Genomic DNA, 23858 nt, shown 5'->3' with positions numbered 1-23858 from the left:
TCTGGCTTGATAGCGTCGGCAAGCAACGGGCGGAGCAAGCGCATGACAATCGTGGTGATGGATGGCCCGACGGCTTCCGCGCTCGCGCAAATCCTGCCGTTGCTCCTGCTCACGCTCATCATCGAACTGCGGCGTACCGCATTGCACCGCAAGGTTTCTCGTAGCACCTTGGTTGCTTTCTTCGTATTGTTCGGCGTGATCGAAACGGTGCTGGTGTTGTCGATCGACGGTGAGCTCTACCCCTTCCAATGGGGCGATCTGCTGTCCGCGATCACCATCTTCGGATTGCTCGCCGCGATCCTCGGCATCTCCCTGATGGAACCGCGCGACTTCTGACTAGTCGAGTCCATCCCAGAATTGGTTGAGGATCTTCGCGCTTCTGGCGGGATCCTCGACCATCCACCAATGCCCCAGCCCCTCGAGGGTCTCGGTCCGTGCGCCGGCCCGATCGGCGGCGCGGCGGCGTATCTCGACGGACCCAACGTAGGTGTCCTCCGTGGCCAGCATGGACAGTCCCGGCCGAGCCGCCGCGTTCTCCAGGTCCCGACCGGCGTGCGCCATCGCCGGCTGCGCCGCCGAGCGATAGAGCAGCAGGATGGCCCGGCCCAGGTCCGGATCCTGGCCCGCCGCGATCTCGGTGCCGACGTCAATCGGCATGCCGCCGAGGGCGTAGGCGGCGGCGCGTTCCTCGGCAGTACCACCGAGGAAGGTGGCGACCATCTCCTCACCCTCGCCGGGTGTCTGCCACACCTGTGCCAAGTCATGCCACATGTAGTCGGTGTCAAAGATCCCGAGGACGTCGCTGACCCAGCTGCGGACGAGCTCAGGGCGGTGCATCATCGCGTTGACCACGTGGATGCCGCCGAAGTCGTGCCCGACGAGGTCGATCGGCCCGTCGAACTTTTCGAGCTCGTCTTCGAGCCAGTCGCGGTAGGCGAGGTAGGTCGCCGAGAACCCATCGGGCAGCGGGACACCGAACCCTGGTGGTGACAGCCGCACGACGTCGTCACGCCCGAGGGCGTCCACGAGTGGACCCCAGAGCGCGTCGGTCTCCGGATTGCCGTGCACCAGAACAATGGTCATGGTCGGCATCCTCGCACGCGCAGTGACGCGTCCAGCGCCGACATGAGCTGTGCCGCGCGGCTCTTGCCGGTACGTGCGATGGGGTATCTGCGCAGCACGTCGATCAGGGTCGGCGTCGCCCGGACGCGGGCCCGTTCGATGAACGCGACACCCACGTCAGGATCGTCGCCGGCCTCGATCTCGGCGATGCGAGCAGCGTTCGCCGCGGCGCGAAGGATGTGCCCGACTTGGTGCTCCCGCGCGATCGGGTGCAGGTAGGCAGCGGCGGCTGCGTCTCCGGCAGCCTGTGCGGCCAAGCGGGCGATCTCGGTGGGAGCGGCACTCGCGCAACGATGCGCGTCCATCGCGGTCACGCGCTGAAGCCGTGCCCTCGGCGCACCGTTGATGAACGTCCACGCCGCCTCGATGGCTGCGCGCGGACGATCATCGTCGGGCATGACGCGCTCAAAGTGCGGGAGCACGTCGTTGGCGGCCTCTGCGACGTAGCGGGCCACCTCACGCAGCTCGTCGGCGGTCAGCTCGAAATCGCCTGCCACGCAACGACTGTAGCACCGCTAAGCAGCGACGTCGGGTGTCAGAGGTCGGGGATGGTTTGGCTAACGTACGTCTGCCAGGTGGCGATCTGCGAGCTCTCGACCATGAGGGCCTGCATCTCTGGATCGCCCATGAGGGCCTCTTGGAGCTGGCCGAACTTCGCCCAGTCCGCGGCGCTGGAGAGGATGGCGATGGTGTTCGTCGCGTCTCCTCCGAGCATCGTCACCAGCGTCGTGACGTTCTCGGCGCCGTGCTTGCGCGAGAGGTCGTTCGCCTTCTTGAGTTGCTTCTGCACATCGTCCCAGCCAGCGCCAGGGTTTGGGTGGACCGTCACCAACGAGACAATGGCCATTTTCGGCCTCCTTGATTAAGGGATAATTCGGTCCGTCTCGGGCCGCTTTCAGTGTCCTCCTGGCGTGTCGCGAAGACAACAGAAATCTATGCAGGCAAGCCTATTCTAGGCCGTATTTGTGAATTTGCAATTATCCACACAGCGAATGAAACAAATCGGATCGATTCCAATTTGACGGTGCTGTTTATGGCCTCTGGAGTGCAGGCTCAGGCCGCCGGCGATCCTGCGGAATGGCGCTACTTGCATTGAATGCAATGCACGTCGTCGCGATGCTGCGTTTCGTGAATCTGGCCGCATTCGGGGCACTGCTGAATGTATTTGTGACTGGGATTGCATTCCGAATACATCAGCGCTTGCGCTCGCCTATTTGCTGAATTTCGATGTGCACTAGATAGCATTTCTAGCTCTTTCAACTCTTGCAGTTTGCTCTTGCTGAGCATCCTTGAGCCCCTTTGGCGGGTGCCATTGAATATTCCCGAGTGCAGCCGGTTGAAACACTCATGGGCGCATGCTGCGTCAACGCCGAAACCCCGACGGTGGACGGGCGCTTATCTGGCAGCAGTCCTCGACGTGGAAAACGAAACTCCGTGGCGTCGCCAGTGCGATTGGGCGGTCATCAGTCACTCTGAGATGGCGAATCCTCTAGGTAGACAAGCGTGTTGCCATCAGGATCGGTGAACTCGAACATCGGTGGCGCGAAGTCCAGGCGGAGCACTTCCTCGCGAACCGATGGATCGTGGCGCCTGACGACGCGGTGGGCGGCATCGGCGTCGGCCACTCCCATCCGGACGCCGATCGGAATCTCGCCGTTATCACTGAGGAGAAGCAGAGTGACATCCGAGCCGGGCAGGCCAACTTCGAGGAGGCGGGCGCCCGGCCACAACACCTGGTCTGTCAACAGTTCGAAGCCGAGGACATCGCAGTAGTACTGCTTTGCCCTGTCCTGGTCGGACACCTGGATCGAGATCGACTGGATTCGTGTGGTCCGGATGGTTTCGGCGTTGTCGCTCACTGTGTTCCTTCCGTTGATGATCTCTGTCTGGAGATGACGACTTACCGGATCGGCCAAACTCATCGCCGTTGACTCTGCGCCTACGCCGGCGACGCGCCGAGGCACGGCGGCCTCACCGCAGAGTCAACGTTCGGGCGGCGTCAATGGGCGAGCTTGAGCCCCACCACGCCCCCGACGATCATCACCAAGTACACCGCTTTGAGCAGTGATGCCGCGTCCTCACCGGTGGCCATCGCGTAACCGACGGTGAGCACCGCACCGATTCCCACCCATATGGCATAGGCGGTCCCGGCCGGCAAGTCCCGCATGGCGTACGCCAACCCCGCCATGCTGGCGACGATCGCGACCAAGAACACGATGCTCGGCGGCAGCTTGCTGAAGCCTTCAGACTTACCCAACGCTGTTGCCCACACCGCTTCGAGGACACCGGAGACTGCGAGTATTACCCAAGACATGACGCTTCCCTCGGGCCGTCTTGTCGCACACCGGGTACGGCGCCCATCGTCCGGAAGCCAGTTGTTAAGGCTCTGTTACGAAGTTCTCACAACGGGAGGTAGGTGGCAATGTCAGGCTGGTCACCATCGGGAAATCCGCGCTGATAAACGTCTGCCGCGTACGCAGTGTCAGCCTGAGAGCTTCGCGGTGGATATATGTGCGTAGTGAGGCTCGCAGAATGACAATGTGATCCGGCGTCAGACCGCGAGCGCTAGCGTGCTTCGTCTCGAGGCGTCAACCGCATGACCGGGATCGTCCGTGCTTCACCACTTCGCTTGTCGTGCAACGCGAAAACGTTGCTGAGCCGGTCAGTGGCGAGCTCGTAGAGGCGGTCTCGGTCGGCCCCGACGGCTTCCGTTGCGAGGAACGAACCGCCCCGAGGGCCGATGTGCAACTCACATTCGGGGTGAGCGCGCAGGTTGTGATACCACGCCGGATGCCGGCTGCCTCCGTAGTTCGACGCAATGAGTATCACGTCATCACCGTCAGTGAAGTAGGCAATCGGAACCTCTCGGTGTTCGCCGCTACGGGCACCCACCGAAGTCAGCACGACCATCGGCAAATTGGCGCTCAGCTTCAACCGTCCGCCGGTGGCCTTGATCAGTGGCGCCTCGAAACGGTTGATCTTCGGCCAGACGCGAGTCATAGCAGCCTTACTGAGGACGATGGGACCGCCCAGCCACCACCACAGTCTTCGTCGCCACTGCCCGCGACTCTGCAGATCGACACGCGGGATCCCTTGGAGTTTGTCCCCCGACTCGTCCATCGGCTGATTTTAGAAGCAGGCTGCAAGGACGTCGCAGTATTTCCCTACTCGTCAGCAGACGGATGCCTCAGTCGATCAGTGTCCGCCGGCCTTTACCACTAGATGTTGAAGCGGAACTCCACCACATTTCGTCGCGGATAAACGTCGGCGATAGCCGCCGGATCCCATCTTTGCCGGTGCGGTGCAAGGATCTGCCGGAGTGTTGCAAAAATCCAGAGGAGAGAAGCACGATGGCAAACCGCTGGTCTGGAGTGACGATCGATTGCGCCGATCCCATTCGGATGTCGGCATTCTGGGCCGCACTGCTAGGCATTCCAGCTTCAAGCGAGCATGGGGATGATCCGAACTGGGCGACGGTGGGCTCGCGCTCGGGACGGTTTCCCCGACTGACCTTCCAGCGCGTACCCGAACCGAAGGTCACCAAGGTCCGCATTCATCTGGACGTGCAAGTAGACGACGTCGAAGCGGGCCGCGACCAAGTCGAGGCCGTTGGCGGACGGTGGACGGGCATCCGCAACGACCACGACGAGGGAGCGGTCCTTGTGATGCTCGATCCCGAAGGACACGAATTCTGCTTGGTCCAGTACTTCGAGAACCAATCATCAGACGTTGAGCCGGAATCGGTCAAAGGTTGAAGCGGAACTCGACCACGTCGCCGTCGGAACTCTCGAGAGGTCAGCCCTCAGTTCACTCACCGAGGAACTCGACGAGCAGTTTCTGGACAGCTGCGGCTTGGTCCACCATCACCATGTGGTTCGCGTCGTCGACGACCTCGATCCGTGCATTCGGTAGCGACTCGCGCAGCATGCCGGCGGACTTCGGGCCGTTGAGCGCCGACTCGTCTCTGCCGATGACAGCCAACACAGGAATCGTCTTGAGTCGATAGAGATCGCAATCGCTTCGTAATGGCCATGGTCGAGGCTGAGCGTTCCTGAAAGACATCTTGAAATTTATTGCACCGCAGACGAATTGATGCATAGACGGCATCCATGGCTGTTGGCGCAACAGTTTGCGGTTCTCAGGCACCACCATGGTGTCAAGCACCCGCCAGACATGTCTTTCCTTGAGTGGCAGAACCAATGGCGCGAGTCCTCGGACCATGAAGCTCGGACTCATTCCGCCCGCGATGCCAACTGGACACAACAGCGCCAAGCGCTCCACCTTTTCGGGGAACACAGTCGCGTAGTGGGCGGATATCCACGTGCCACGCGAAGCGGCCACAAACGACGACCGCTGAACATCCAGGGCACGCATAGTTTCATCGAGCCAAGTCACGATGTCAGTGATCGACTTGGTGGGCTTCGCAGCGATGCTCTTTCCTGCTTCGTCAATCACATCGATCATGGTCACGCTATGGCTGGCAGTGAGAGCCCCAAGGAGCGGCACCCAGGACGTGGAGCTGATCGACGACCCATGGAGCGTCACAACGGACGGCTTCGACCGGTCTCCCGCGTGAAGCACATGGGTGCTTCCAAACGATGTCTCAACGTCCGATTCCGTGATGTGGATTGGGCTGTCCGAAAGCGCCGCGTCATACAGGCGGAGGTAGGCGGCACGCGCGTCGTCAGAACGGAACTTCGAAAGCCTGGCCATGTTCACACCTGCCTGCTACGAGCTACTGCTTACTTCAGACGTTGAAGCGGAACTCCACCACGTCGCCGTCGGCCATAACGTAGTCCTTCCCCTCCATCCGGACCTTGCCCGCAGCCTTCGCCGCAGCCATCGACCCGGCCTCGATCAGGTCGTCATACGAGACGATCTCAGCCTTGATGAAGCCCTTCTCGAAATCGGTGTGGATCACCCCAGCCGCCTTCGGCGCCGTGTCGCCCTGGTGAATCGTCCACGCGCGCGCCTCTTTTGGGCCGGCGGTCAGATACGTCTGCAGCCGAAGCGTGTGAAAACCCGCCCGCGCCAACGCATCCAAGCCACGCTCGGTCTGACCGATCGACTCCAACAACTCGGCGGCCGACTCGTCGTCGAGTTCCTGCAGTTCCGCTTCGATCTTGGCGTCGAGGAACACCGCGTCCGCAGGCGCCACCATCTCCCGCAACGCCGCGACCCGGGCGTCGTCGGTGAGCACACCCTCGTCGGCATTGAACACGTACAGAAACGGTTTGGTCGTCAGCAGATTCAGCTCTCGCAACACCGCCGAATCAAAGCGCGCACCGAACAACGTTGTGCCGCCGTTGAGGATCTCCTGCGCCGCCACCGCCGCGTCGTACACCGGACGACGATCCTTGTGCGTCCGCGCTTCCTTCTCCAGGCGCGGCAGCGCACGCTCCAGGGTCTGCATGTCGGCGAGGATCAACTCGGTCTCGATCACCTCGATGTCGGACTTCGGGTCGATACGGCCATCGACGTGCGCGACGTCGTCGTCGGTGAAAACCCGGACCACCTGACAGATCGCATCGCTCTCGCGAATGTTGGCCAGGAACTTGTTGCCCAGACCCGCGCCTTCGGACGCGCCTTTGACTATTCCGGCGATATCGACGAACGTGACCGGCGCATGGACGATCTTTTCAGAGTCAAACATCTTCGCGAGCTCCGTGAGCCGCGGATCGGGCAACGGGACGACACCCTCGTTCGGCTCGATCGTCGCGAACGGGTAGTTCGCCGCCAGCACGTCGTTCCGCGTCAGCGCATTGAACAGCGTCGACTTACCGACGTTCGGCAGTCCCACGATTCCGAGATTGAGGCTCACAGGGACGACAGTCTAAGAGACTGTGACGCGCTCGCCGGAACCACGCTGACAGCCTCTCTAACCAATAGCCGGTACGGTCAACGTGTGTCAGCACAGCGCGCGAGGTCGGCCGTTACGGCCGACCATCGTTCTGTGCACCCCAATATCCCAGGTGTCCCCTGGTGGGGCGCGGTGCTCATCGCCGCGACACTGATGGCGGTCGGATTCGCCTATGACGCCGGTTCGGGCGCCAAGGAACTGACCTCCGTGTTTGCCGGCACGTACGTGATCGGCTGCATCTTCGCGGTGCTGGCGGTGCGCCAGACAGGCATCTTCACCGCCGTCATCCAGCCACCGCTGCTGTTGTTCGGCGCCGTACCCGCCGCATACTTCGTGTTCACTGACAGTCAGCTGTCGAATTTCAAAGACACACTGATCAATTGCGCCTACCCGCTGATCGAACGCTTCCCGCTGATGTTCTTCACCTCCGCGGTGGTGCTGCTCATCGGGATGGCCCGCTGGTACACCGGGATGTCCGCACGCCGGGGCGTGCCCGCCGCGACGGACAAGAACGACACGAGCGAGGGCGGCGGACTGGTAGCGGCGGTGAGCGCCAAGGTGTCCGCGCTGTTGGCCGGTCTCGGCACCAAAGACAAGGCCGACGACGCTGACGAGCCGCCGCGCCGTCGAACCGCCGCGGAGCGTTCCGGCCGGACGTCGGGCCGCAGCGGCAGGCCTGCCAGCCGCACGACGCCGTCGCGATCCAGGCACGCACGACCTCCCGAGACGGACTACCCCGAGCCCGGGGACCGGCCACGCCGTCCGCGCCCCAGCAGGCAGGCCGAGCCGCCCATGGAACCGCCCCGCCGCAAGCCCCGATCGGGGTCGAGCCAGCGCAGGGCGACGCCGCCCCCCGAGCGCCGCTCCGGCTACGAGCGCCCCGAGCGTCGGCGCCGCTACGACGACGGCGAGCCGCCCCCCGCGCACACCAATGGAAACGGCAGCCATCACCCGATATCGCGCGTGCGCTACCGGGCGACCGAAGACGGTGACGACTACGCGCAGTACCGCCGGCCACCGCGGTCAGCGCGGGACCGGGCCGTAGAAAGCTGGGAGTACGACATCTGACTCGCTAGACGCGGGCCGGACGGATCTCCCGTGGCAGAGCGAAAACCAAGGTCTCGTTGGCTGTCGTGACCGGCTGCACGGTGTCGTAGCCGTACTCCGCAAGACGCTCGAGCACCCCGCGCACCAGCAGTTCCGGCACCGACGCGCCCGACGTCACGCCGACGGTCGTCACACCGCCGAGCCAGGCCGGGTCGATGTCCTCGGCGTAGTCGACCAGGTAGGCGGCGTCGGAACCCGCGTTCAGCGCGACCTCCACCAACCGCACGGAGTTCGACGAGTTGCGTGACCCAACGACGATCACGAGCTCGCATTCCGGCGCCATGGCCTTGACCGCGACCTGACGATTCTGGGTGGCATAGCAGATGTCGTCGCTGGGCGGATCCTGCAGCGTCGGGAATCGTTCCCGCAGCCGACGCACGGTCTCCATCGTCTCGTCCACGCTCAGCGTGGTCTGCGACAGCCAGATGACCTTGTTCTCGTCGCGGATCGTGACGTTGGCCACGGAATCAGGACCGTCGACCAGCTGCACGTGGTCAGGTGCCTCGCCTGCGGTGCCGACGACCTCTTCGTGGCCTTCGTGGCCGATCAGCAGAATGTCGAAGTCGTCGCGGGCGAAACGTTTGGCCTCGTTGTGCACCTTGGTCACCAACGGACAGGTCGCGTCGATGACCTTCAAATTGCGCTCAGCGGCATTCTGATGCACCGTCGGGGCCACCCCGTGGGCGGAGAACACCACGATGGCGCCCTCGGGCACCTCATCGGTCTCGTCGACGAAGATCGCACCCGCCTTGGCCAGCGTCTCCACGACGTGGACGTTGTGGACGATCTCGTGGCGCACGTACACCGGCGCGCCGTGCTTCTCGAGTGCGCGTTCCACGGTCTCGACGGCGCGGTCGACCCCGGCACAGTACCCGCGCGGCTCGGCTAGCAGCACCCGCTTGCCCGTGACGCCACCGGTCACCGAGCTCGAAGCGCCCGGGATCCCCATATTGATAGTCGGCGGCATGTTTCCAAGGGTACTGACACGCGGGCTCAACTGGCCAACCGTAGGGTGGAGCCCATGGCAACTGCACCGTATGGGGTCCGTCTGCTGGTGGGGGCGGCAGTGACCGCCATGGAGGAAACCCGAAAAATTCCGCAGACCATCCTCACGTACCCGATGACCGTGGTCAGTCAGCTCGCGCATCTCGTGATGAAGATGCAGCAAGACGTCGCTGACCTGGTCATCAAGGGCGACGAGACCCTTGACTCGCTCTTTCCGCCCAAGGACGAGCAGCCCGAGTGGGCCACCTTCGACGAAGACCTCGAAGACGCGCCGGCGGCGACGCCGATAGTCGATCGAGAACGTCTCACCGAGGGTCGTTTCGCGCTCTTCACCGGCGGCGAACCCGACACCGACAAGAATTCCGAGCCCGAGCCGATCGTCCGGACATCGTCGGAGAGCGTGCCCGAGATCGTCGAGGAGCTCGAATACGAGTCGCTGACCCTGGCCCAGCTGCGCGCGCGCCTGACGACGCTGCGGGTCGCGGACCTCGAGGCCCTGCTCGCCTACGAGGAGGCCTCCAAGGCGCGCGCACCCTTCCAGACGCTGATCTCCAACAGGATCACTCGCGCGACCGCGAAGTGACGGCCCCGACGGACGCCGAGCCGGGTAAGTCTCCCGACAACCCCTGGCCCGTTCGCGCGGTCTCCACCCGCGTCGCGAAGTACATCGACAAGCTCGGCACCGTCTGGGTCGAGGGCCAAATCGCCCAGCTGAACCTGCGGCCCACGGTCGCGTTCATCATGTTGCGCGACCCAGCCGCCGACATGTCGCTGTCCGTGGTGTGCCCGCGGGATCTGGTCGAGAACGCACCGGTCGAATTGGCCGAGGGTGTGCAGGTCATCATGTTCGGCAAGCTCGCCTTTCACACCGCACGGGGTACAGTCTCGTTGCGGGTCAGCGAGATTCGCGCTGTGGGCCTTGGCGAATTGCTCGAGCGCATCGAGCGTCTGCGCAAACTGCTCGAGGCCGAGGGTCTGTTCGATCCGCGCCTCAAAAGACCGCTGCCTTTCCTGCCGAACACCGTAGGGCTGATTACCGGACGGGCCTCGGCCGCCGAACGCGACGTCGTCTCCGTCGCGCAGAATCGTTGGCCCGCAGTGCGGTTCGCAATTCGCAATAGCGCGGTACAGGGCCCCAACACCGTGTCTCAGGTCGTCGAAGCGCTACGCGAGTTGGACGCCGACCCCGACGTCGACGTGATCGTGATCGCCCGCGGCGGCGGCGACATCGACGCACTGCTGCCCTTCTACGACGAGACGCTGTGCCGTGAAATCTCCAGGTGCACAACGCCGGTCGTGAGCGCCATCGGCCATGAACCCGACAATCCACTGTGCGATCTGGTCGCCGACATACGCGCGGCAACGCCGACCGATGCGGCCAAACGCATCGTTCCCGACGCCGCCGCAGAACAGGCCGGTGTCCGGGATCTGTGCCGACGCGCCGGTCGCGCGCTACGCAACTGGGTGCACCGCGAACAGCAGCAGCTGGACCACTGGCGCAATCGGCCGGTACTCGCCGCGCCGCTGGCTGCCCTGACCGCACGCTCCGAAGAGGTGCACCGCGCCCGCTCCGCGGCCCGTCGCGACATCGCCCGCCTGGTGGCCGTCGAGGCCGACCGGGTCGAGCACCTGTCGGCACGGCTGGCCACACTGGGACCGGCGGCGACGCTGGCGCGCGGTTACGCGGTGGTGCAGACCCTGCCCGATGCGGCCGTGCTGCGAACCACCGCCGGCGCCCCGTCCGGCGTCCGGCTGCGGGTCCGGGTGGCCGACGGCGCGATCACAGCTGTTAGCGACGGCCCAGAAGGGACATCAAATGAAGCCCATTAGTCAGCTGGGGTACGAACAAGCGCGAGATGAGCTCATCGCGGTGGTACAGCAGTTGGAGCAGGGCGGACTGGACCTGGACGCCTCGCTGAAGCTGTGGGAAAGAGGCGAAGAACTGGCTAAACGATGCGAAGAGCACCTAGCCGGAGCCCGTAAGCGAGTAGAGGACGCGCTGGCCGCAAAGGACCCCGAAGATAGTTGAGTTCGGAATGACTTCCCGCCAAGGGGGTCGAAACTGTAACACGTTTCAGTTAGGCTTCCCGGCATGGGTGATGCAACGTTGACCACCGACATCGGCCGCGTACTTGTCACCGGGGGCTCCGGATTCGTCGGCGCCAACCTGGTGAGCGAACTGCTCGAGCGTGGACACGAGGTCCGCTCGTTCGATCGCGCCCCTTCTCCCCTGCCCGCGCATCCGCGGCTGCAGGTCATCGAGGGCGATATCTGCGACGAGGAAACCGTCGCGGCCGCGGTCGCGGGCATCGACACCGTCTTCCACACCGCGGCGATCATCGACCTGATGGGCGGCGCGTCGGTCACCGAGGAATACCGCCAGCGCAGCTTCTCGGTGAACGTCACCGGCACCAAGAACCTCGTGCACGCCGCGCAGGCGGCTGGGGTGAAGCGCTTCGTCTACACGGCGTCCAACAGCGTCGTCATGGGCGGCAAGAAGATCTCCGGCGGCGATGAAACCCTGCCGTACACCGAGCGGTTCAACGACCTCTACACCGAGACCAAGGTTGTGGCGGAGAAGTTCGTGCTGGCGCAGAACGGCGAAGGCGGTCTGCTCACCTGTTCGATCCGGCCCAGCGGTATCTGGGGCCGTGGCGACCAGACGATGTTCCGCAAGGTGTTCGAGAGCGTGCTCGCCGGCCACGTCAAGGTGCTCGTCGGCGGGAAGAACGTCAAGCTCGACAACTCATACGTGCACAACCTGATTCACGGTTTCATCCTCGCCGCCCAGCATCTGGTGCCCGGCGGATCCGCGCCTGGGCAGGCGTACTTCATCAACGACGGCGAGCCGATCAACATGTTCGAGTTCTCCCGCCCCGTGGTGGAGGCGTGCGGCCAGAAGTATCCAAAGATCCGCGTGCCCGGCCGACTGGTGTGGTTCGCGATGACGGTGTGGCAGTGGTTCCACTTCAAGTTCGGAATCCCCAAGCCGATGATCGAGCCCCTTGGCGTGGAGCGGCTCTACCTCGACAACTACTTCTCCATCGCCAAGGCGAAGCGTGACCTCGGCTACGAGCCGCTGTTCACCACCGATCAGGCGATGAAGGAGTGCCTGCCGTACTACGTCGACCTGTTCCACCAGATGAAGAACGAAGGCACGGCGCCGGCGGTCAGTGTCGCAGGAGCGCCGCCCGAGGGCTGAACCCCTGAGGTCAGCTGACCAGATGGACCGGGTGACGTGTGACCGCCTCGATCCGTCCTCCTGCGCGGTGCAGAAGGTCGGTCCCTAGAGCGATCAGGGCACGCGCCGCGGCGATCTCCTCGCCGATCATCGGCTGACTGAGGTCCTTGGGATTACGGAAGGCGTCCCCAACCGCGGTCATGCTGTCGCCGTCGTCGAGATCGAGACGGACGGTGGCATGCGTATGGGTCTCGTCCTCGTCGAACCGGATCTCGATTCGCCAAATGTTGGTCAGATCTCTGTCGTACATATTTGGTCCACCCTCCACCTTCTACGTACAGACTCCTCCCCTCCGGCCGTCTGCGGGCCGAAACGTGCGTACATCGGGTTGTCTGCGACCTGACTACGGGCGACCCGGCAGCGGACGCTCTGGGACGTCCGGCGTCCCGAGCCGCCCGGCGAGCCAAGGCAGCGCAGCGGAGAAGGCCTCACCCGCGGATAGAAAATCGTGCGAACCGCCGTAGCCGACCACTGAGCATTCGACATTGTGACCACTGAGCAGCAGGCATAGTGTGCGCGAATTATCCTCGTGCTCTTCGGAATAAGGGTCCCATTCCGCGATCCCCGACGGATCCGGCGGGGTGATGGTGGCCGATCGGTAATCGGCAGGAATATCCTCTGAGACGCCCAACCAGGCCGCCATGTCGTCGTACGGACCGTGTTTTTCGATGACGGTCCTGGGGTCGAACGCCGCCCATGCCGCGGCATCTCCCCCGAAGAGACGGGCGATGGTCTGTCGTTTGGTTCCGGTATTGGGCCCAAGCTGGCCGTCGAGGGCGACGAACGCGCTGAACACCTCGGGGTGCATGACCGTGGTCATCAACGCGCAGGTGCCGCCCGATGACCACCCGACCAGACCCCAGTTGGCCGGGTCGGCACTCACGCCGAACTCAGAAATGATGAACGGCACAACATCTTTCATAAGATGGTCCGCAGCATTCCCCCTCGGTCCGTTTACGCACTCGGTGTCGTTGCTCAGGCTGCCGGTGGTGTCGGGGAAGACGACGACGGGCGCATTCCCTCCGTGCGCTGCGGCGAATCGGTTGAGTGTTGTCACCGCGCTGGCGGCGACCGGCCAGTCGGATGGCTGACTGAACTCCCCTCCGAGCATCATGAATGTCGGAAGTTTCGGCGGCGGGTCGGAGCGGAACCAGGCTGGCGGTAAGTACACGAGCTCCGGACGGTGATCAAAGCCCGATGCGTCGTTCGGGATGTCGACCCATACCATCACGCCCTCGGCGGGCGTTGCCTTGTCGCGCACCATCTGCGCCAGGGTGGCCTCGTCGATCCAGTCATCGGGTGTTGCGCCCGTAGCTTGTCGCCATAGCGCCGTGACCGTCGGAAAGTAGCCGGTGGCGGTGTTGAGCGCCATCCCCGCCGACAGCACGCACAACAACACTGAGGCCACCGATGCCGAACGCCGCCACCAGGGCGACCGGGGCCATCCAAAGACTGCGACACCGAGCGCGAAACCGGAGGCGGCTGTCCAAGAAACCGCCTGCATTGACGCCGCCTCCTGATTCCAGCCCTGGTACTTCACGAACAGCCGCGCAGCGGCGGCTGTCGCGAACCCGACCATCAGTGCCGCCGGTATCCAGCGCAGGCGCCAGTCCTCCGACCGCAAGCCGGTCGCGACTGCCAGCAGCGCCAAGGTGGTCAGTTGGATGGTCGCCGGTAGCCAACCCGAGGTCAGGGCGACCCCGGTTTCGGTCGGCGCCGACGTTTGGGTGTCCGGCTCATCGGCCGCAGCCGGCCGGCGCGGCGCCGGGGCCTCGCCAGGTGGCACGGGATGGTCAGCGAGGAACGGCGCGCAGTCGTTCGCTGACGGGTTCGATTTCAGCCGGTCGACGAGCCAACCGACCCCGGCGAGTGGATCGATGTCCTGATGCCCCTTGTCCGGCCACTCCGCGACCTGAATCACGTCACCCATCTGGCATGCGCGGCCGATGGCACGCTCGGTCCACGCGGCGGGGATCATCGGATCGGCGCCGCCATAGATGACGTACATCGGCGCCGCCGTTGGACCCTGGGGCAACGTCGTCTTCTGCATGTAGCCGCGCAGGGTTGTCAGCGCCTGCTCGTCCGCGGGCTTGAGGTCCTGCGGTGGGATCTGCTCAGCCAACGCCAGTCGGTCCGGCTGTTGACAGGACAGCAGCGCATCCCAATTCTGTTGTGCCGCACCGCGTCGGTAACTGTCGAGATCAACGTCGTACTCGTGCTCACTCGCAACGGCCGCCAGATACGCCACGTAGACAAGTTTCTGCTCGGCCGTCAGGGTGCCGACCATCGCCGCATCGGCGAGCCCTTCGAAATCGGCGAGCGGTGCAAGACTCGCGGTGGCGACGAGATCCAGGCCGGATCCGTAATTCTCGACGAGCTCGTTGGCAGCCCAAGCGGCCTGTCCACCCTCCAAGCTGCCCAGCGCGGCCCATGAATTCGACGTCTTCACGGGTGCAAGGGTTTTCGCCGCCCTGACACCGTCGATGACGACGTAACCGGCGGTGGTCGAGTCAAGGTAGGGGTGGTAGATCCCTTCGCTGTCCGACGGCTCGCCCAAACCCTGGTAGTCGGGCACGAACACGACATAACCCGCGTTCAGCAGCGCCGCTGCCGCCCCGGCGCTGCCGAGCAGGTCAGGTGACAGCGACGCGGCGCAATCAGAAGCGGTACCGACGACGCGGGGCGCCAGTGCCACGACGGGAAATCCTCCGTCCGGAGGTTCCCCCTTCGGCGCCAACACCACGCCGGTGACGTGTGTGTTGTCGTCGTCAATGCCGGATCGCGACCGATACGTCATGGCCCTGGCCCACGACGCCGAGTCACGCAGCGCCGGATCGAGGTCGGGTAACTCGGCATCAGAGACGACGGTGCCGGCGCCGGGCTCACTCTGTTCGCCACCTGGCGTCGAGCCGCTGTCTGACGCCCCGCAGCCGACGATGGCAAGCAGGAGTGCGCACAGCAGCCCTACACCCCGCGCCGTGCGACGGCGGCTCGGAAAGATCCGTTTCAACAGAACGGAATTTCCGCTATGCACTACGTCGTCAATCCGCTGGCTTCATCGCGGTTGCCATCGCGGGATCTCATAAACTCCGATTATTGCTGTTTGCAGGACATTTCGATTGGGGTTTCTGCTCATCGCTTTGCAGAGGCAAGGTCGTCTAAAGATTCCCGATAAACGGACATCGGCCAGTCCGCCTCACCTAGACTTCTGCCCGTGGGGTGGCATATAGCTGGTGGCCGGCGCGCACTGGCCACTGTCACCGCCATTGTCATTGCTCTTATGGGGCTCGTGCCAGCTCCGATTGCAGCGGCCCAGGGTGACGAGGCGGATCCTCAGACTCTGAGCCTGCGGTCGTTGGGCTTGGGAAACACGCTGTCGTTCTACGGGTTGGACGGCGAAACGACTCTGACGATCCCGGTTCCGGTCGGGGCGGACCCGGTGGATCTCAACGGCACCGTCGAAATGCCGCCCACGGTCTTGCGCGGTTTCCTGACCGTCACCCAGGGCGACCGCTCCATTGTGCGAATGCCATTACCGGCAAACGATCTGGCACCAATTACGATTCCACTGGCAGGCGCCGCGGTGGTAGATAACTCGATCACGATTCAAATGCGCGCCACGCTGATCCCGCCGCCGGAATACTGCCTTTACGATCCCGCAAATCCGTTGAGGCTGACCGGTATGTCACTTGAATTGGCCGGCAATGAAGCCCCGCCGGCTGCTGTCGCCGATTTTCTGCCGCCGGTGTTGCAACGGCTGACGATCTTCGTTCCTCGCTCACCGTCACTGGTCGAATCCGACGCCGCGATTCGGCTGACCGCCGCGGTCGTCGCCCACTACGGACAGCAGAATCCCGAAGTGAGCGTCGTGGCCCTGGACGGGACAACAATCCCGCCGACGCCACCGGGACAATTCGAACGGCAGATCGTGGTCAAGGAGGGCCCGCAAGCTTCGGTAGGCCTGCAGCGCGGGCCGGGCCCGATGCCATCGCTACTGATCACCGGCCCCACCGGAGAGATCACCAACCAGGTGCTGCTGCTGACCAGCGACCTGTCGCGACTGGCCGCGAGCGCCAAGGCCACCGTCGGTCCGTTGCATCCGGTGGCCCAAATCCCCGCCGACCTCACCACCATCCGCGATCTCGGGCAGCCAGGCGTCAACGCCACCGACCTGACCAATCCCAGGGTGACCATTCCGCTGGACCAGACGCGGCTGGGCCGACCAGTGCGCGCAGTGCGGGTCCATCTGATCGGCAGCTACACACCGCTACCTGACTCACTCGGAGGCCAGGTGGTAGTGAGCATCGCCGATCAGACGGTCGCGCAATGGCCCACGGAATCAACAGGTTCCATAGACCGCTGGATCGACATCCCCGAGGATCGGATATCCCGGTACACCGCGTTGGATGTCGAAGTGCAGGCCGCGGGCAACACCGGACGCTGCGGCGAGAACGCACCCATTCGGTTGGTCATCGACGGCGCCACCGCCGTCGAGACCGCGCTGGCGAACCCACCCGTCGACCTCGGATTCCAATCGATGCCGCAAGCTCTGATGCCGCGAGTCGAGGTCGGACTGAACGGAGGCGAGGAGGCGTTTGCGAACACCGTGCGGGCCGCCACCATCGTCGAAGGCCTACAGCACCTCAGTGCCCGTCCCCTGGACACGGTTGCGGTGCCATTCGCCGACGCGGTCGGTTCGCCGAACCCCGCGATCCTGATCTCCGCCACGGGCTGGGACCAAAGCGCAATTCCGCTGCTCGTCTCGGCCGACCAATCGGGTCCGATCACTGTGCGGGGCGGCGACGGTGATGGCGGCGACACGACGCTGACCCTGGATCCGACGAAGCCGTTCGGATCGCTCCAGACGGTGTACGCAGGTGGCCGTACGGTCTTGGTGGCGACGTCCAACGGCGATGCGGCACAACTGGACTCGTTGTTGTCCTGGCTCGACCAAGACACCCTCCGCTGGTCGCAACTCGACGGCAATGTCGTGATTGCGATGCCCGGCCGTCAGCCGGTGACGGTCGATGTCGACGTCCCGCAAGCGCCGGCACCGGCCGGCGACGGACAATCCGCGCTGTGGTGGCTCGGCGGCGGCTTGATCGCTGTGGTGATTGCCGGTGTCCTCGTGTGGACACTGAAGCGGCGTCGATCGACGAGCGGCTAAGCGATGCCGGCCGCCACACCGGTTGAGTCCGAACGTAAGTCGTCGCTCGGCCGCATGTGGGAGGCGACGGAGTCCACTGACCGGCTGGTCCTGCGCTGGATTCTGATAACCGCTCTGACGGTGTTCGCCTTTCACCGGAGCCTGGCCAACCTGGTCGCCGCGACGCGCGGCGACACGCTGATCGGTTTCGTCTGGACAGTTTTTGCCGCGGGGCTGTTGGCCGCGATAGCGGTGACGCTTCAGCCGCGTACCGACCGGCCCATCCACGATCGCCAGACCGACATCATCGTCGGTGTGATGGGCCTGGTGCTCTCGTTGCTGTTACACGCGGTGCTACTGGACCGCTACGCCATGTACTTCGATCTGTTGCGGCTGGATCTGGTCGCGATGTGGTTGTTCGTGCTGTCGTCAACGGTCGTGCTCTTCGGAATCCGGCCACTGATCAGATACGTGTGGGTGTGGATTCTGCTGCTCGCGGTCTTTCCGCTGCCGTACCAGATCCTGGTCGTCGTCCTACTCGGCGGCGGAAAGCTGACCGCCGCGGTGGGAACGCTGCTGATCGCCGCCTTCGCGGCGTGGATTTGTACGCGTCGCGGACCGCGCCGCGGTGCGATCGGGGCGCTGGCAGCGGTGCTGGTGGGAATCGTCGTGCTGGGCGTGATGGCCATGTTCTTCCCCGCGGCCCCGCTGCTCGCCTACCAATTGGTCCCGTCGCTCGCCGCCGTCATCGTCTCCGCGATCGGCGTGTTCTTCTACGCGCACAAGGGACTGCGGTTGTCTGCTCTCAACACCCACCCGCAACCGTTGGCCGCTCGGCAGGTGTGGGCGGCGGTTCCTTTGGTAACCGTCGTCGCCGTTGCGCTGTCGTTCGTACAGCTGCCCGTGGTACCACGGCCTGCACCCGTCTCATCGGACATGCTGACGCTTGACCGGCCGTTGATCATCCCGCCGGGGTGGCACCAAACCGACATCATGGAGTTCCCCGCGGTCGCCAGCCGCCTTTACGGCCCCGGAGCCCGGATGATCCGCCAGCAGATGACCGCGAACGTCGGAAACCCAGACTGGGACAAGCTTTCTGCGCCACGCACAGTTGTCATGGACACCATCACGACCAACCTTTCATCTACCCTCCAGATCTATCCGAGCCTGGTGGTCTACAACGCGCCACATGTGCGGTTCAGCGAGTCCCGTGTAATAGATCTCGGTCACGGTGTTCGCTCCCAACTCCTCTCCGGTATAGATGACCAGCTTCTGGTGACCTGGAACGTCCTGCAATGGACGTGGACAAACGGCTCTGTCGCGCAGCGCGTACTGGTGGCGTCGGTGGACAACCATGACGACGGGGCGCCCTTCCCCAAGCCGGGCCACTCCCTGCCCACCCTGCTCAACTCTCTGATCGTCGTGCTGTTCCGCGGAAACGCGGCGGTCGAGAACCGCGAGCCGGAGTTCAAAGACGCCGGCATGCTCGAGCAGGTCGGCACCGCACTCGTCACAGCCCAACTCGAACCTTCGGCGGAACAACAGTGAGTGCCGGGCAGAGAGAGCACATCCCGCTCACGGTCGACACGCTGACCGAGACGGAGAAACACCGTGCGCTGCACATTGCCGTTGACGGACTACGCGAGACGGATCCGTCACGTTCGGCGTCGGTAGCGGTGGTCGGGTGGCAGCGCCTGACGGCGTGGACTCTGTTGGCCGTCATCGTCGTATGCCTCATTCTGTGGCCGATGGGCACGATAGTGACCCTGATCGGCCTGTGCACCCTGGGTTACGTGCTCACGATGGTGGACAGGGTGCTGATCTTTCGTACCGGACTCGCGACGCGTCCGATCGTCGTGACAGACGAGGAAGCCCTCGCGATACCCGACGCCCACCTCCCGCTCTACACGATTCTGGTGCCCGCTTACAACGAACCCGAGGTGGTCGCCGACCTCATCGGCTCGATGGCCGCCCTGAACTATCCGAAGGCGAAGCTACAAATCCTGCTTCTGCTCGAAGCCGATGACGAGGCCACCATCAGCGCTGCCCAACAATGTGCCGAAGTGGACACGATCACGATCGTCCTCGTGCCACCCGCCGAACCGCGCACCAAACCCAAGGCGTGCAATTACGGGCTGCAGTTCGCCACGGGCGAGATCGTCACCATCTACGACGCGGAAGACCTTCCCGAACCACTCCAATTGCGCCGTGTGGTCGCGGTTTTCGATCGTCTTCCGGACAACATCGCTTGCGTGCAGGCCAAACTGGCCTACCACAACGGCCATCAAAACATCCTCACCGGATGGTTCACTGCCGAGTACGCCCTATGGTTTGGCTACCTGCTGCCCGGCTTGATGCGTAGCAATTCACCTATCCCGCTAGGGGGCACGTCGAACCATCTATTGCATCCGGTTCTCGACAAGATCGGTGCATGGGATCCGCACAACGTCACCGAAGACGCCGACCTCGGGCTGCGTATCGCGGCGTCTGGTTACCAAACCGCGATCGTGGACTCCCAGACTTTGGAAGAGGCCAACAGCGATCCGGTGAACTGGGTGCGGCAACGATCCCGCTGGTACAAGGGCTACCTCCAGACGTGGCTGGTTCAGATGCGGCATCCTCGAAAGCTATTGCACACCATCGGTTTTCGTAACTTCCTGCGATTCAATCTGGTCTTGGCGGGCACTCCCATCATCGCGGTCCTCAACCTCATGTTCTGGCTGATCACCATGTTCTGGTTCCTTGGCCAACCCGCACTCATCGAGGCCGTCTTTCCTTGGTACATCTACTTTCCCGCCCTCGTTTGCCTGGTACTGGGCAACGCAGCGACGATCTACATGAACCTCATCACGCTCTGGGAGGATGACCGCGCCGACCTCCTGTGGCCTGCGCTCACCGTGCCGGCCTTCTGGCTGATGATGAGTGTGGCAGCCGCCAAGGGCACCTACCAACTCATTCGCAATCCCTCTTACTGGGAGAAGACGTTCCACGGGCTCACCGACTCGCCTGGGCAGGCCAAGGAGGCGGCCACGTGAGCCTGCGCCGACTCACCGACAGCCGGCTGGCGTGGGCCGCATTCACGACGATGTTCGTCGGCTACGCCGCGGTCGGGTACTGGCTGCAGGTACGACACGGCTTCATCATCGGTGACGCTCTCGCCCGTGTCGCCGCTGCGCAAAGCGTGTTGTTCAGCCGGAGTCCGCATCTAGCCGCCATCGGGTTCATCTTCACGCCGCTCACCGCGATGGTGCAGATTCCGCTTGTGGCGCTGAGCGCACTTTGGCCGCCGATGGCCGAGCGTGCGTTCTCCGGAACGCTGATGTCGGCGGCATTCATGGCCGGTGCGGTGTACCAAACTCTGCGCATGGGAATGGATCGCGGCTTACCGCGGGCATTCACGTTGACGATCGTCGCGCTGTTCGCGCTCAACCCGATGATCATCTTCTACGGATCCAACGGGATGAGTGAGGCGCCTTTCGTATTCTTCGTCGTTTGGGCGGCCCGGCGATTGACGATGTGGATGGTCGACAATGATGTCCACCATCTGGTGGTTGCAGGCGGTATCGCGATGGGCTTGGCCTACCTCACCCGATACGATGCCGCCGCGGCGATCGGCGCCGCGGGGTTCCTCGTCGCGATCACAACCTATGTGCGAGCGCGCGGAAAACCACGCCTCAAACGGGCGTTGTTGGGCATGATCATCGTCAGTGGGCCGGGCCTCGCCGCGTTCATCGGCTGGGCGGTGGCCAGTTGGATGATCACCGGTCTGGCCTTCGCGCAGTTCGGTTCGCGGTACGGGAATACCGCGATCCTCGAGCAAGAAGGCGGGACCGGCGCGTCGGGATTCACCGATAGCCTGACGTTCTCGCTGATGTCCTTCACCTTGTTGGCACCCACCTTGCTTGTGCTGATCGTCGGCGGCGTCTGGCTACGGTGGGGACGGCCGAACTGGTCGATGCTGGCCGCGCCCCTCACCGTCTTCGGCGCGGTGTTGGCGTTCCAGGTGTATTCATTCTCGAGTGGATCGACGTTCCCTTTCCTTCGCTTCTACATCATCGCGATACCGTTCGCTGCGGCGATGGCGTTGATGTGGGTGCCGGACGGCCCGCTGCGCTCTCCTGCCCGCCGCGGCCGCTACCCGGCACCGCCGGTGACCGAGACAGCGACCGATCCCCGTCGGCGGTGGGTGTACGCCGCGGCCGCGTTGCTGCTGGCGGTCTGCGTGCCAGTCGCGGGATTCGGTATGGCACAACCGAAGTACGCGCCGCAGGAATACGGACTCGGCGCGGTCGTGAATCCTGACCCCGATGATGTGTCCCCGCGCAAGGCCGACGAACGGGCGCTGGCGACCCAGTTCTCGACGGAACGGGCGATCGCCGAGTATCTGGAGCGAAAGAACCTCCCGGATTCGTCGATCCTCACCGACCCCGTGTACGCGTTCTCGGTCATCGCGGCCTCACAACAACCCAAAGCCTTTATCGTGCCGTCGGATCCAGACTTCGTCCGTTTGCTCAGCGATCCGTCCGCGCACGGCATCGAGTACATGCTGGCCATTCCCAACGAGGGCAGAGGTACCTCGGATGCCCTGAATCTGCGGTACCCGACGCTCTACGAGACCGGTGCAGACGTGGCGACGCTAGAGCTCGAGGTGCCGAACAACGGCAAGGACCAACCGACGTGGCGCCTGTACAAGGTGAAGGAGCCGACACCTCCGCCTGAAGGATGACAAACCACCACGTAAGTTTCTGCTGAGAAGCGCCGCTTTCCAGCACGACTTGCCTTGATACGGCATAGCGTCCGACGTGACGACGTGCTGGAAGGGAGCAGGCCATGCCGGACGGAAAGCCCAACATATTGGTCATCTGGGGTGATGACATCGGAATCTCGAACCTCAGTTGCTACAGCGACGGCTTGATGGGCTACCGCACCCCCAACATCGACCGCATCGCCAACGAGGGCATGCGGTTCACTGACAGCTACGGTGAGCAAAGCTGTACCGCTGGACGAGCCGCATTCATCAGCGGACAAAGCGTGTACCGAACCGGCATGAGCAAAGTCGGGGTTCCCGGCGTCGATATCGGGTGGGCCGCCGAAGATCCCACCATCGCTGAACTGCTCAAGCCTCTCGGCTACGCAACCGGGCAGTTCGGGAAGAACCACTTCGGCGATCTGAACAAGTACCTGCCGACCGTGCACGGGTTCGACGAGTTCTACGGCAACCTCTACCACCTCAATGCCGAAGAGGAGCCCGAGCAGTACGACTACCCACACAAGGATCAGTTCCCGAGGTTGTACGAGCAGGCCTTGCCGCGCGGCGTGATGAACTGCAAAGCAACGGGCGAGGTGTCGACCGAACCCGACGACCCGAAGTTCGGCCCGATCGGGAAGCAGACCATCGAGGACACGGGTCCGCTCACCGCCAAACGCATGGAGACCATCGACGACGACATCGCCGACCGCACTGTCGACTACATCAAGCGGCAACATGCTGAGGGCAACCCGTTCTTCGTCTGGTGCAACTTCACCCACATGCACCTGTACACACATGTGAAGCCCGAAAGTAGAGGGCAGGCCGGGTTGTGGCAGTCCGAGTACCACGACGTGATGATCGATCACGACAAGAACGTGGGCACGGTGCTCGACGTGCTCGACGAACTCGGCATCGCCGAGGACACCATCGTCATCTACTCCACCGACAACGGGCCGCACCGCAACACGTGGCCGGACGGCGGCACGACGCCCTTCCGCAGCGAGAAGAACACCAACTGGGAGGGCGCCTACCGGGTGCCGGAGATGATCCGTTGGCCGGGAAAGATCAAGGCGGGCATTGTTTCCAACGACATCATCCAGCACCACGACTGGCTTCCCACGCTGCTCGCCGCAGCGGGCGACCCCGACGTAAGCGACAAGCTGAAGAAGGGCTACCAGATCGGCGTCATGGAGTACAAGGTCCATATCGACGGGTTCAACCTGATGCCGTATCTCCTCGGCGAGGTCGAACACAGCCCCCGGCGCGGATTCTTCTACTTCAACGACGACGCCGAACTGGTCGCGATGCGCTTCGAGAACTGGAAGATCGTCTTCGCCGAACAGCGCTGCCAGGGCACGCTACGCATCTGGGCCGAACCCTTTACCGAGTTGCGGGTGCCCAAGCTGTTCAATCTGCGCACCGATCCGTTCGAGTACGCCGACATCACGTCGAACACGTACTACGAGTGGTTCCTCCGCCGTGATTTCTTCGCCTTCTACGCGACGGCGATGGCGGCGCAGTTCCTCGACACGTTCAAAGAGTTCCCCCCGCGGCACCCACCGGCCAGCTTCAGCATCGACCAGATCGTCAAGAAGCTCGATGCCTTCTTGGCATCCGACTAGAAGAG

At 63.7% G+C, this 23858-nt stretch carries 23 protein-coding genes and 1 riboswitch; of the genes, 12 read left to right on the top strand and 11 right to left on the bottom strand.

Annotated elements, in window-relative coordinates; genetic code table 11:
* Window positions 1-42 precede the first annotated feature (42 nt).
* The gene (locus tag ACIA48_RS24465) at window positions 43-336 is read left to right on the top strand and encodes a hypothetical protein (RefSeq protein ID WP_396737667.1); all 294 of its coding nucleotides are present in this window, start codon (window positions 43-45) and stop codon (window positions 334-336) included.
* Here ACIA48_RS24465 and ACIA48_RS24460 read toward each other — a convergent pair whose 3' ends face one another.
* The 6 genes from ACIA48_RS24460 to ACIA48_RS24435 all read right to left on the bottom strand — a co-directional run bounded on the left by ACIA48_RS24460 (window position 337) and on the right by ACIA48_RS24435 (window position 4242).
* Window positions 337-1083 (bottom strand): alpha/beta fold hydrolase, encoded by a 747-nt coding sequence (locus tag ACIA48_RS24460; RefSeq protein WP_396737664.1) that lies wholly within the window; start codon window positions 1081-1083, stop codon window positions 337-339.
* A complete protein-coding gene (locus tag ACIA48_RS24455; RefSeq protein WP_396737661.1) occupies window positions 1080-1619 on the bottom strand; it encodes a putative immunity protein in 540 nt (179 codons plus the stop codon). The genes ACIA48_RS24460 and ACIA48_RS24455 overlap by 4 nt, the downstream gene beginning before the upstream one ends.
* Window positions 1620-1657: 38 nt before the next feature.
* Window positions 1658-1969, bottom strand: coding sequence for a hypothetical protein (locus ACIA48_RS24450; RefSeq protein ID WP_396737659.1), 312 nt, complete (start codon window positions 1967-1969; stop codon window positions 1658-1660).
* Window positions 1970-2585: 616 nt separating this feature from the next.
* Entirely contained in the window at window positions 2586-2981 is a 396-nt protein-coding gene (locus ACIA48_RS24445) for a VOC family protein (protein WP_396737657.1), read from the bottom strand.
* Window positions 2982-3121: 140 nt separating this feature from the next.
* Window positions 3122-3436, bottom strand: a complete 315-nt coding sequence (locus tag ACIA48_RS24440) for a DMT family transporter (RefSeq protein WP_396737655.1) — start codon at window positions 3434-3436, stop codon at window positions 3122-3124.
* 9 nt (window positions 3437-3445) lie between these two features.
* A riboswitch (guanidine-III (ykkC-III) riboswitch) is annotated at window positions 3446-3512 on the bottom strand.
* Window positions 3513-3687: 175 nt separating this feature from the next.
* Complete coding sequence (locus ACIA48_RS24435; protein WP_396737653.1) at window positions 3688-4242, bottom strand: nitroreductase/quinone reductase family protein; 555 nt, start codon at window positions 4240-4242, stop codon at window positions 3688-3690.
* Window positions 4243-4472: 230 nt separating this feature from the next.
* Here ACIA48_RS24435 and ACIA48_RS24430 point away from each other — a divergent pair, with 230 nt between their 5' ends.
* Entirely contained in the window at window positions 4473-4877 is a 405-nt protein-coding gene (locus ACIA48_RS24430; protein ID WP_396737649.1) for a VOC family protein, read from the top strand.
* A gap of 52 nt (window positions 4878-4929) precedes the next feature.
* Here the strand turns inward: ACIA48_RS24430 and ACIA48_RS24425 are convergent, their stop codons facing one another.
* The gene (locus ACIA48_RS24425; protein WP_396737646.1) at window positions 4930-5835 is read right to left on the bottom strand and encodes an alpha/beta fold hydrolase; all 906 of its coding nucleotides are present in this window, start codon (window positions 5833-5835) and stop codon (window positions 4930-4932) included.
* 34 nt (window positions 5836-5869) lie between these two features.
* On the bottom strand, window positions 5870-6943 hold the full coding sequence (gene ychF, locus ACIA48_RS24420) for a redox-regulated ATPase YchF (RefSeq protein WP_396737643.1): 1074 nt from the start codon (window positions 6941-6943) through the stop codon (window positions 5870-5872).
* An 84-nt stretch (window positions 6944-7027) separates the two neighbouring features.
* Here ychF and ACIA48_RS24415 point away from each other — a divergent pair, with 84 nt between their 5' ends.
* Window positions 7028-8050 carry a DUF6542 domain-containing protein gene (locus ACIA48_RS24415; RefSeq protein WP_396737641.1) on the top strand — a complete coding sequence of 341 codons (1023 nt, stop codon included), beginning with the start codon at window positions 7028-7030 and terminating at the stop codon, window positions 8048-8050.
* 4 nt (window positions 8051-8054) lie between these two features.
* On the opposite strand, the gene ACIA48_RS24410 is transcribed toward ACIA48_RS24415, so the two are convergent.
* On the bottom strand, window positions 8055-9056 hold the full coding sequence (locus tag ACIA48_RS24410; protein ID WP_396737639.1) for a 4-hydroxy-3-methylbut-2-enyl diphosphate reductase: 1002 nt from the start codon (window positions 9054-9056) through the stop codon (window positions 8055-8057).
* A gap of 54 nt (window positions 9057-9110) precedes the next feature.
* Between ACIA48_RS24410 and ACIA48_RS24405 the strand changes: the two genes are divergently transcribed.
* The 4 genes from ACIA48_RS24405 to ACIA48_RS24390 all read left to right on the top strand — a co-directional run bounded on the left by ACIA48_RS24405 (window position 9111) and on the right by ACIA48_RS24390 (window position 12296).
* Window positions 9111-9677, top strand: coding sequence for a lipid droplet-associated protein (locus ACIA48_RS24405; RefSeq protein WP_396737636.1), 567 nt, complete (start codon window positions 9111-9113; stop codon window positions 9675-9677).
* Window positions 9674-10924, top strand: coding sequence for an exodeoxyribonuclease VII large subunit (gene xseA / locus ACIA48_RS24400; protein WP_396737633.1), 1251 nt, complete (start codon window positions 9674-9676; stop codon window positions 10922-10924). Before ACIA48_RS24405 ends, xseA begins: the two co-directional genes overlap by 4 nt.
* Window positions 10911-11123 (top strand): exodeoxyribonuclease VII small subunit, encoded by a 213-nt coding sequence (locus tag ACIA48_RS24395; protein WP_396737630.1) that lies wholly within the window; start codon window positions 10911-10913, stop codon window positions 11121-11123. Before xseA ends, ACIA48_RS24395 begins: the two co-directional genes overlap by 14 nt.
* A 63-nt stretch (window positions 11124-11186) precedes the next feature.
* Window positions 11187-12296, top strand: a complete 1110-nt coding sequence (locus ACIA48_RS24390; RefSeq protein WP_396737628.1) for an NAD-dependent epimerase/dehydratase family protein — start codon at window positions 11187-11189, stop codon at window positions 12294-12296.
* Between the two features lie 10 nt (window positions 12297-12306).
* Here ACIA48_RS24390 and ACIA48_RS24385 read toward each other — a convergent pair whose 3' ends face one another.
* Window positions 12307-12585, bottom strand: coding sequence for a dsRBD fold-containing protein (locus ACIA48_RS24385; protein WP_396737625.1), 279 nt, complete (start codon window positions 12583-12585; stop codon window positions 12307-12309).
* Between the two features lie 93 nt (window positions 12586-12678).
* Entirely contained in the window at window positions 12679-15345 is a 2667-nt protein-coding gene (locus ACIA48_RS24380; RefSeq protein ID WP_396737622.1) for an alpha/beta hydrolase-fold protein, read from the bottom strand.
* Window positions 15346-15615: 270 nt separating this feature from the next.
* Here ACIA48_RS24380 and ACIA48_RS24375 point away from each other — a divergent pair, with 270 nt between their 5' ends.
* The 5 genes from ACIA48_RS24375 (at window position 15616) to ACIA48_RS24355 (ending at window position 23853) form a co-directional block, all read left to right on the top strand.
* Window positions 15616-17502 carry a hypothetical protein gene (locus ACIA48_RS24375; RefSeq protein ID WP_396738459.1) on the top strand — a complete coding sequence of 629 codons (1887 nt, stop codon included), beginning with the start codon at window positions 15616-15618 and terminating at the stop codon, window positions 17500-17502.
* A 3-nt stretch (window positions 17503-17505) separates the two neighbouring features.
* Window positions 17506-19029: a hypothetical protein gene (locus ACIA48_RS24370; protein ID WP_396737620.1), complete on the top strand. Its 1524-nt coding sequence runs from the start codon at window positions 17506-17508 to the stop codon at window positions 19027-19029.
* Window positions 19026-20516 carry a glycosyltransferase gene (locus tag ACIA48_RS24365; RefSeq protein WP_396737617.1) on the top strand — a complete coding sequence of 497 codons (1491 nt, stop codon included), beginning with the start codon at window positions 19026-19028 and terminating at the stop codon, window positions 20514-20516. Before ACIA48_RS24370 ends, ACIA48_RS24365 begins: the two co-directional genes overlap by 4 nt.
* A complete protein-coding gene (locus ACIA48_RS24360) occupies window positions 20513-22207 on the top strand; it encodes an ArnT family glycosyltransferase (RefSeq protein ID WP_396737614.1) in 1695 nt (564 codons plus the stop codon). The genes ACIA48_RS24365 and ACIA48_RS24360 overlap by 4 nt, the downstream gene beginning before the upstream one ends.
* Before the next feature lie 104 nt (window positions 22208-22311).
* Window positions 22312-23853 carry an arylsulfatase gene (locus tag ACIA48_RS24355; protein ID WP_396737612.1) on the top strand — a complete coding sequence of 514 codons (1542 nt, stop codon included), beginning with the start codon at window positions 22312-22314 and terminating at the stop codon, window positions 23851-23853.
* Window positions 23854-23858 lie beyond the last annotated feature (5 nt).

The organism is Mycobacterium sp. NPDC051804, assembly GCF_044452905.1.
GTDB lineage: Bacteria > Actinomycetota > Actinomycetes > Mycobacteriales > Mycobacteriaceae > Mycobacterium.
Note: the sequence above shows the minus strand (reverse complement) of the source record. Positions and strands in the feature narration are given on the sequence as shown.

Bases quoted from the DNA above. Each gene is read 5' to 3' on its own strand.
- ACIA48_RS24465 (WP_396737667.1), top strand. From the start codon at position 43: ATGACAATCGTGGTGATGGATGGCCCGACGGCTTCCGCGCTCGCGCAA.
- ACIA48_RS24460 (WP_396737664.1), bottom strand. From the start codon at position 1,083: ATGACCATTGTTCTGGTGCACGGCAATCCGGAGACCGACGCGCTCTGG.
- ACIA48_RS24450 (WP_396737659.1), bottom strand. From the start codon at position 1,969: ATGGCCATTGTCTCGTTGGTGACGGTCCACCCAAACCCTGGCGCTGGC.
- ACIA48_RS24440 (WP_396737655.1), bottom strand. From the start codon at position 3,436: ATGTCTTGGGTAATACTCGCAGTCTCCGGTGTCCTCGAAGCGGTGTGG.
- ACIA48_RS24435 (WP_396737653.1), bottom strand. From the start codon at position 4,242: ATGGACGAGTCGGGGGACAAACTCCAAGGGATCCCGCGTGTCGATCTG.
- ACIA48_RS24430 (WP_396737649.1), top strand. From the start codon at position 4,473: ATGGCAAACCGCTGGTCTGGAGTGACGATCGATTGCGCCGATCCCATT.
- ACIA48_RS24425 (WP_396737646.1), bottom strand. From the start codon at position 5,835: ATGGCCAGGCTTTCGAAGTTCCGTTCTGACGACGCGCGTGCCGCCTAC.
- ACIA48_RS24410 (WP_396737639.1), bottom strand. From the start codon at position 9,056: ATGCCGCCGACTATCAATATGGGGATCCCGGGCGCTTCGAGCTCGGTG.
- ACIA48_RS24405 (WP_396737636.1), top strand. From the start codon at position 9,111: ATGGCAACTGCACCGTATGGGGTCCGTCTGCTGGTGGGGGCGGCAGTG.
- ACIA48_RS24395 (WP_396737630.1), top strand. From the start codon at position 10,911: ATGAAGCCCATTAGTCAGCTGGGGTACGAACAAGCGCGAGATGAGCTC.
- ACIA48_RS24390 (WP_396737628.1), top strand. From the start codon at position 11,187: ATGGGTGATGCAACGTTGACCACCGACATCGGCCGCGTACTTGTCACC.
- ACIA48_RS24385 (WP_396737625.1), bottom strand. From the start codon at position 12,585: ATGTACGACAGAGATCTGACCAACATTTGGCGAATCGAGATCCGGTTC.
- ACIA48_RS24375 (WP_396738459.1), top strand. From the start codon at position 15,616: ATGGGGCTCGTGCCAGCTCCGATTGCAGCGGCCCAGGGTGACGAGGCG.
- ACIA48_RS24370 (WP_396737620.1), top strand. From the start codon at position 17,506: ATGCCGGCCGCCACACCGGTTGAGTCCGAACGTAAGTCGTCGCTCGGC.
- ACIA48_RS24355 (WP_396737612.1), top strand. From the start codon at position 22,312: ATGCCGGACGGAAAGCCCAACATATTGGTCATCTGGGGTGATGACATC.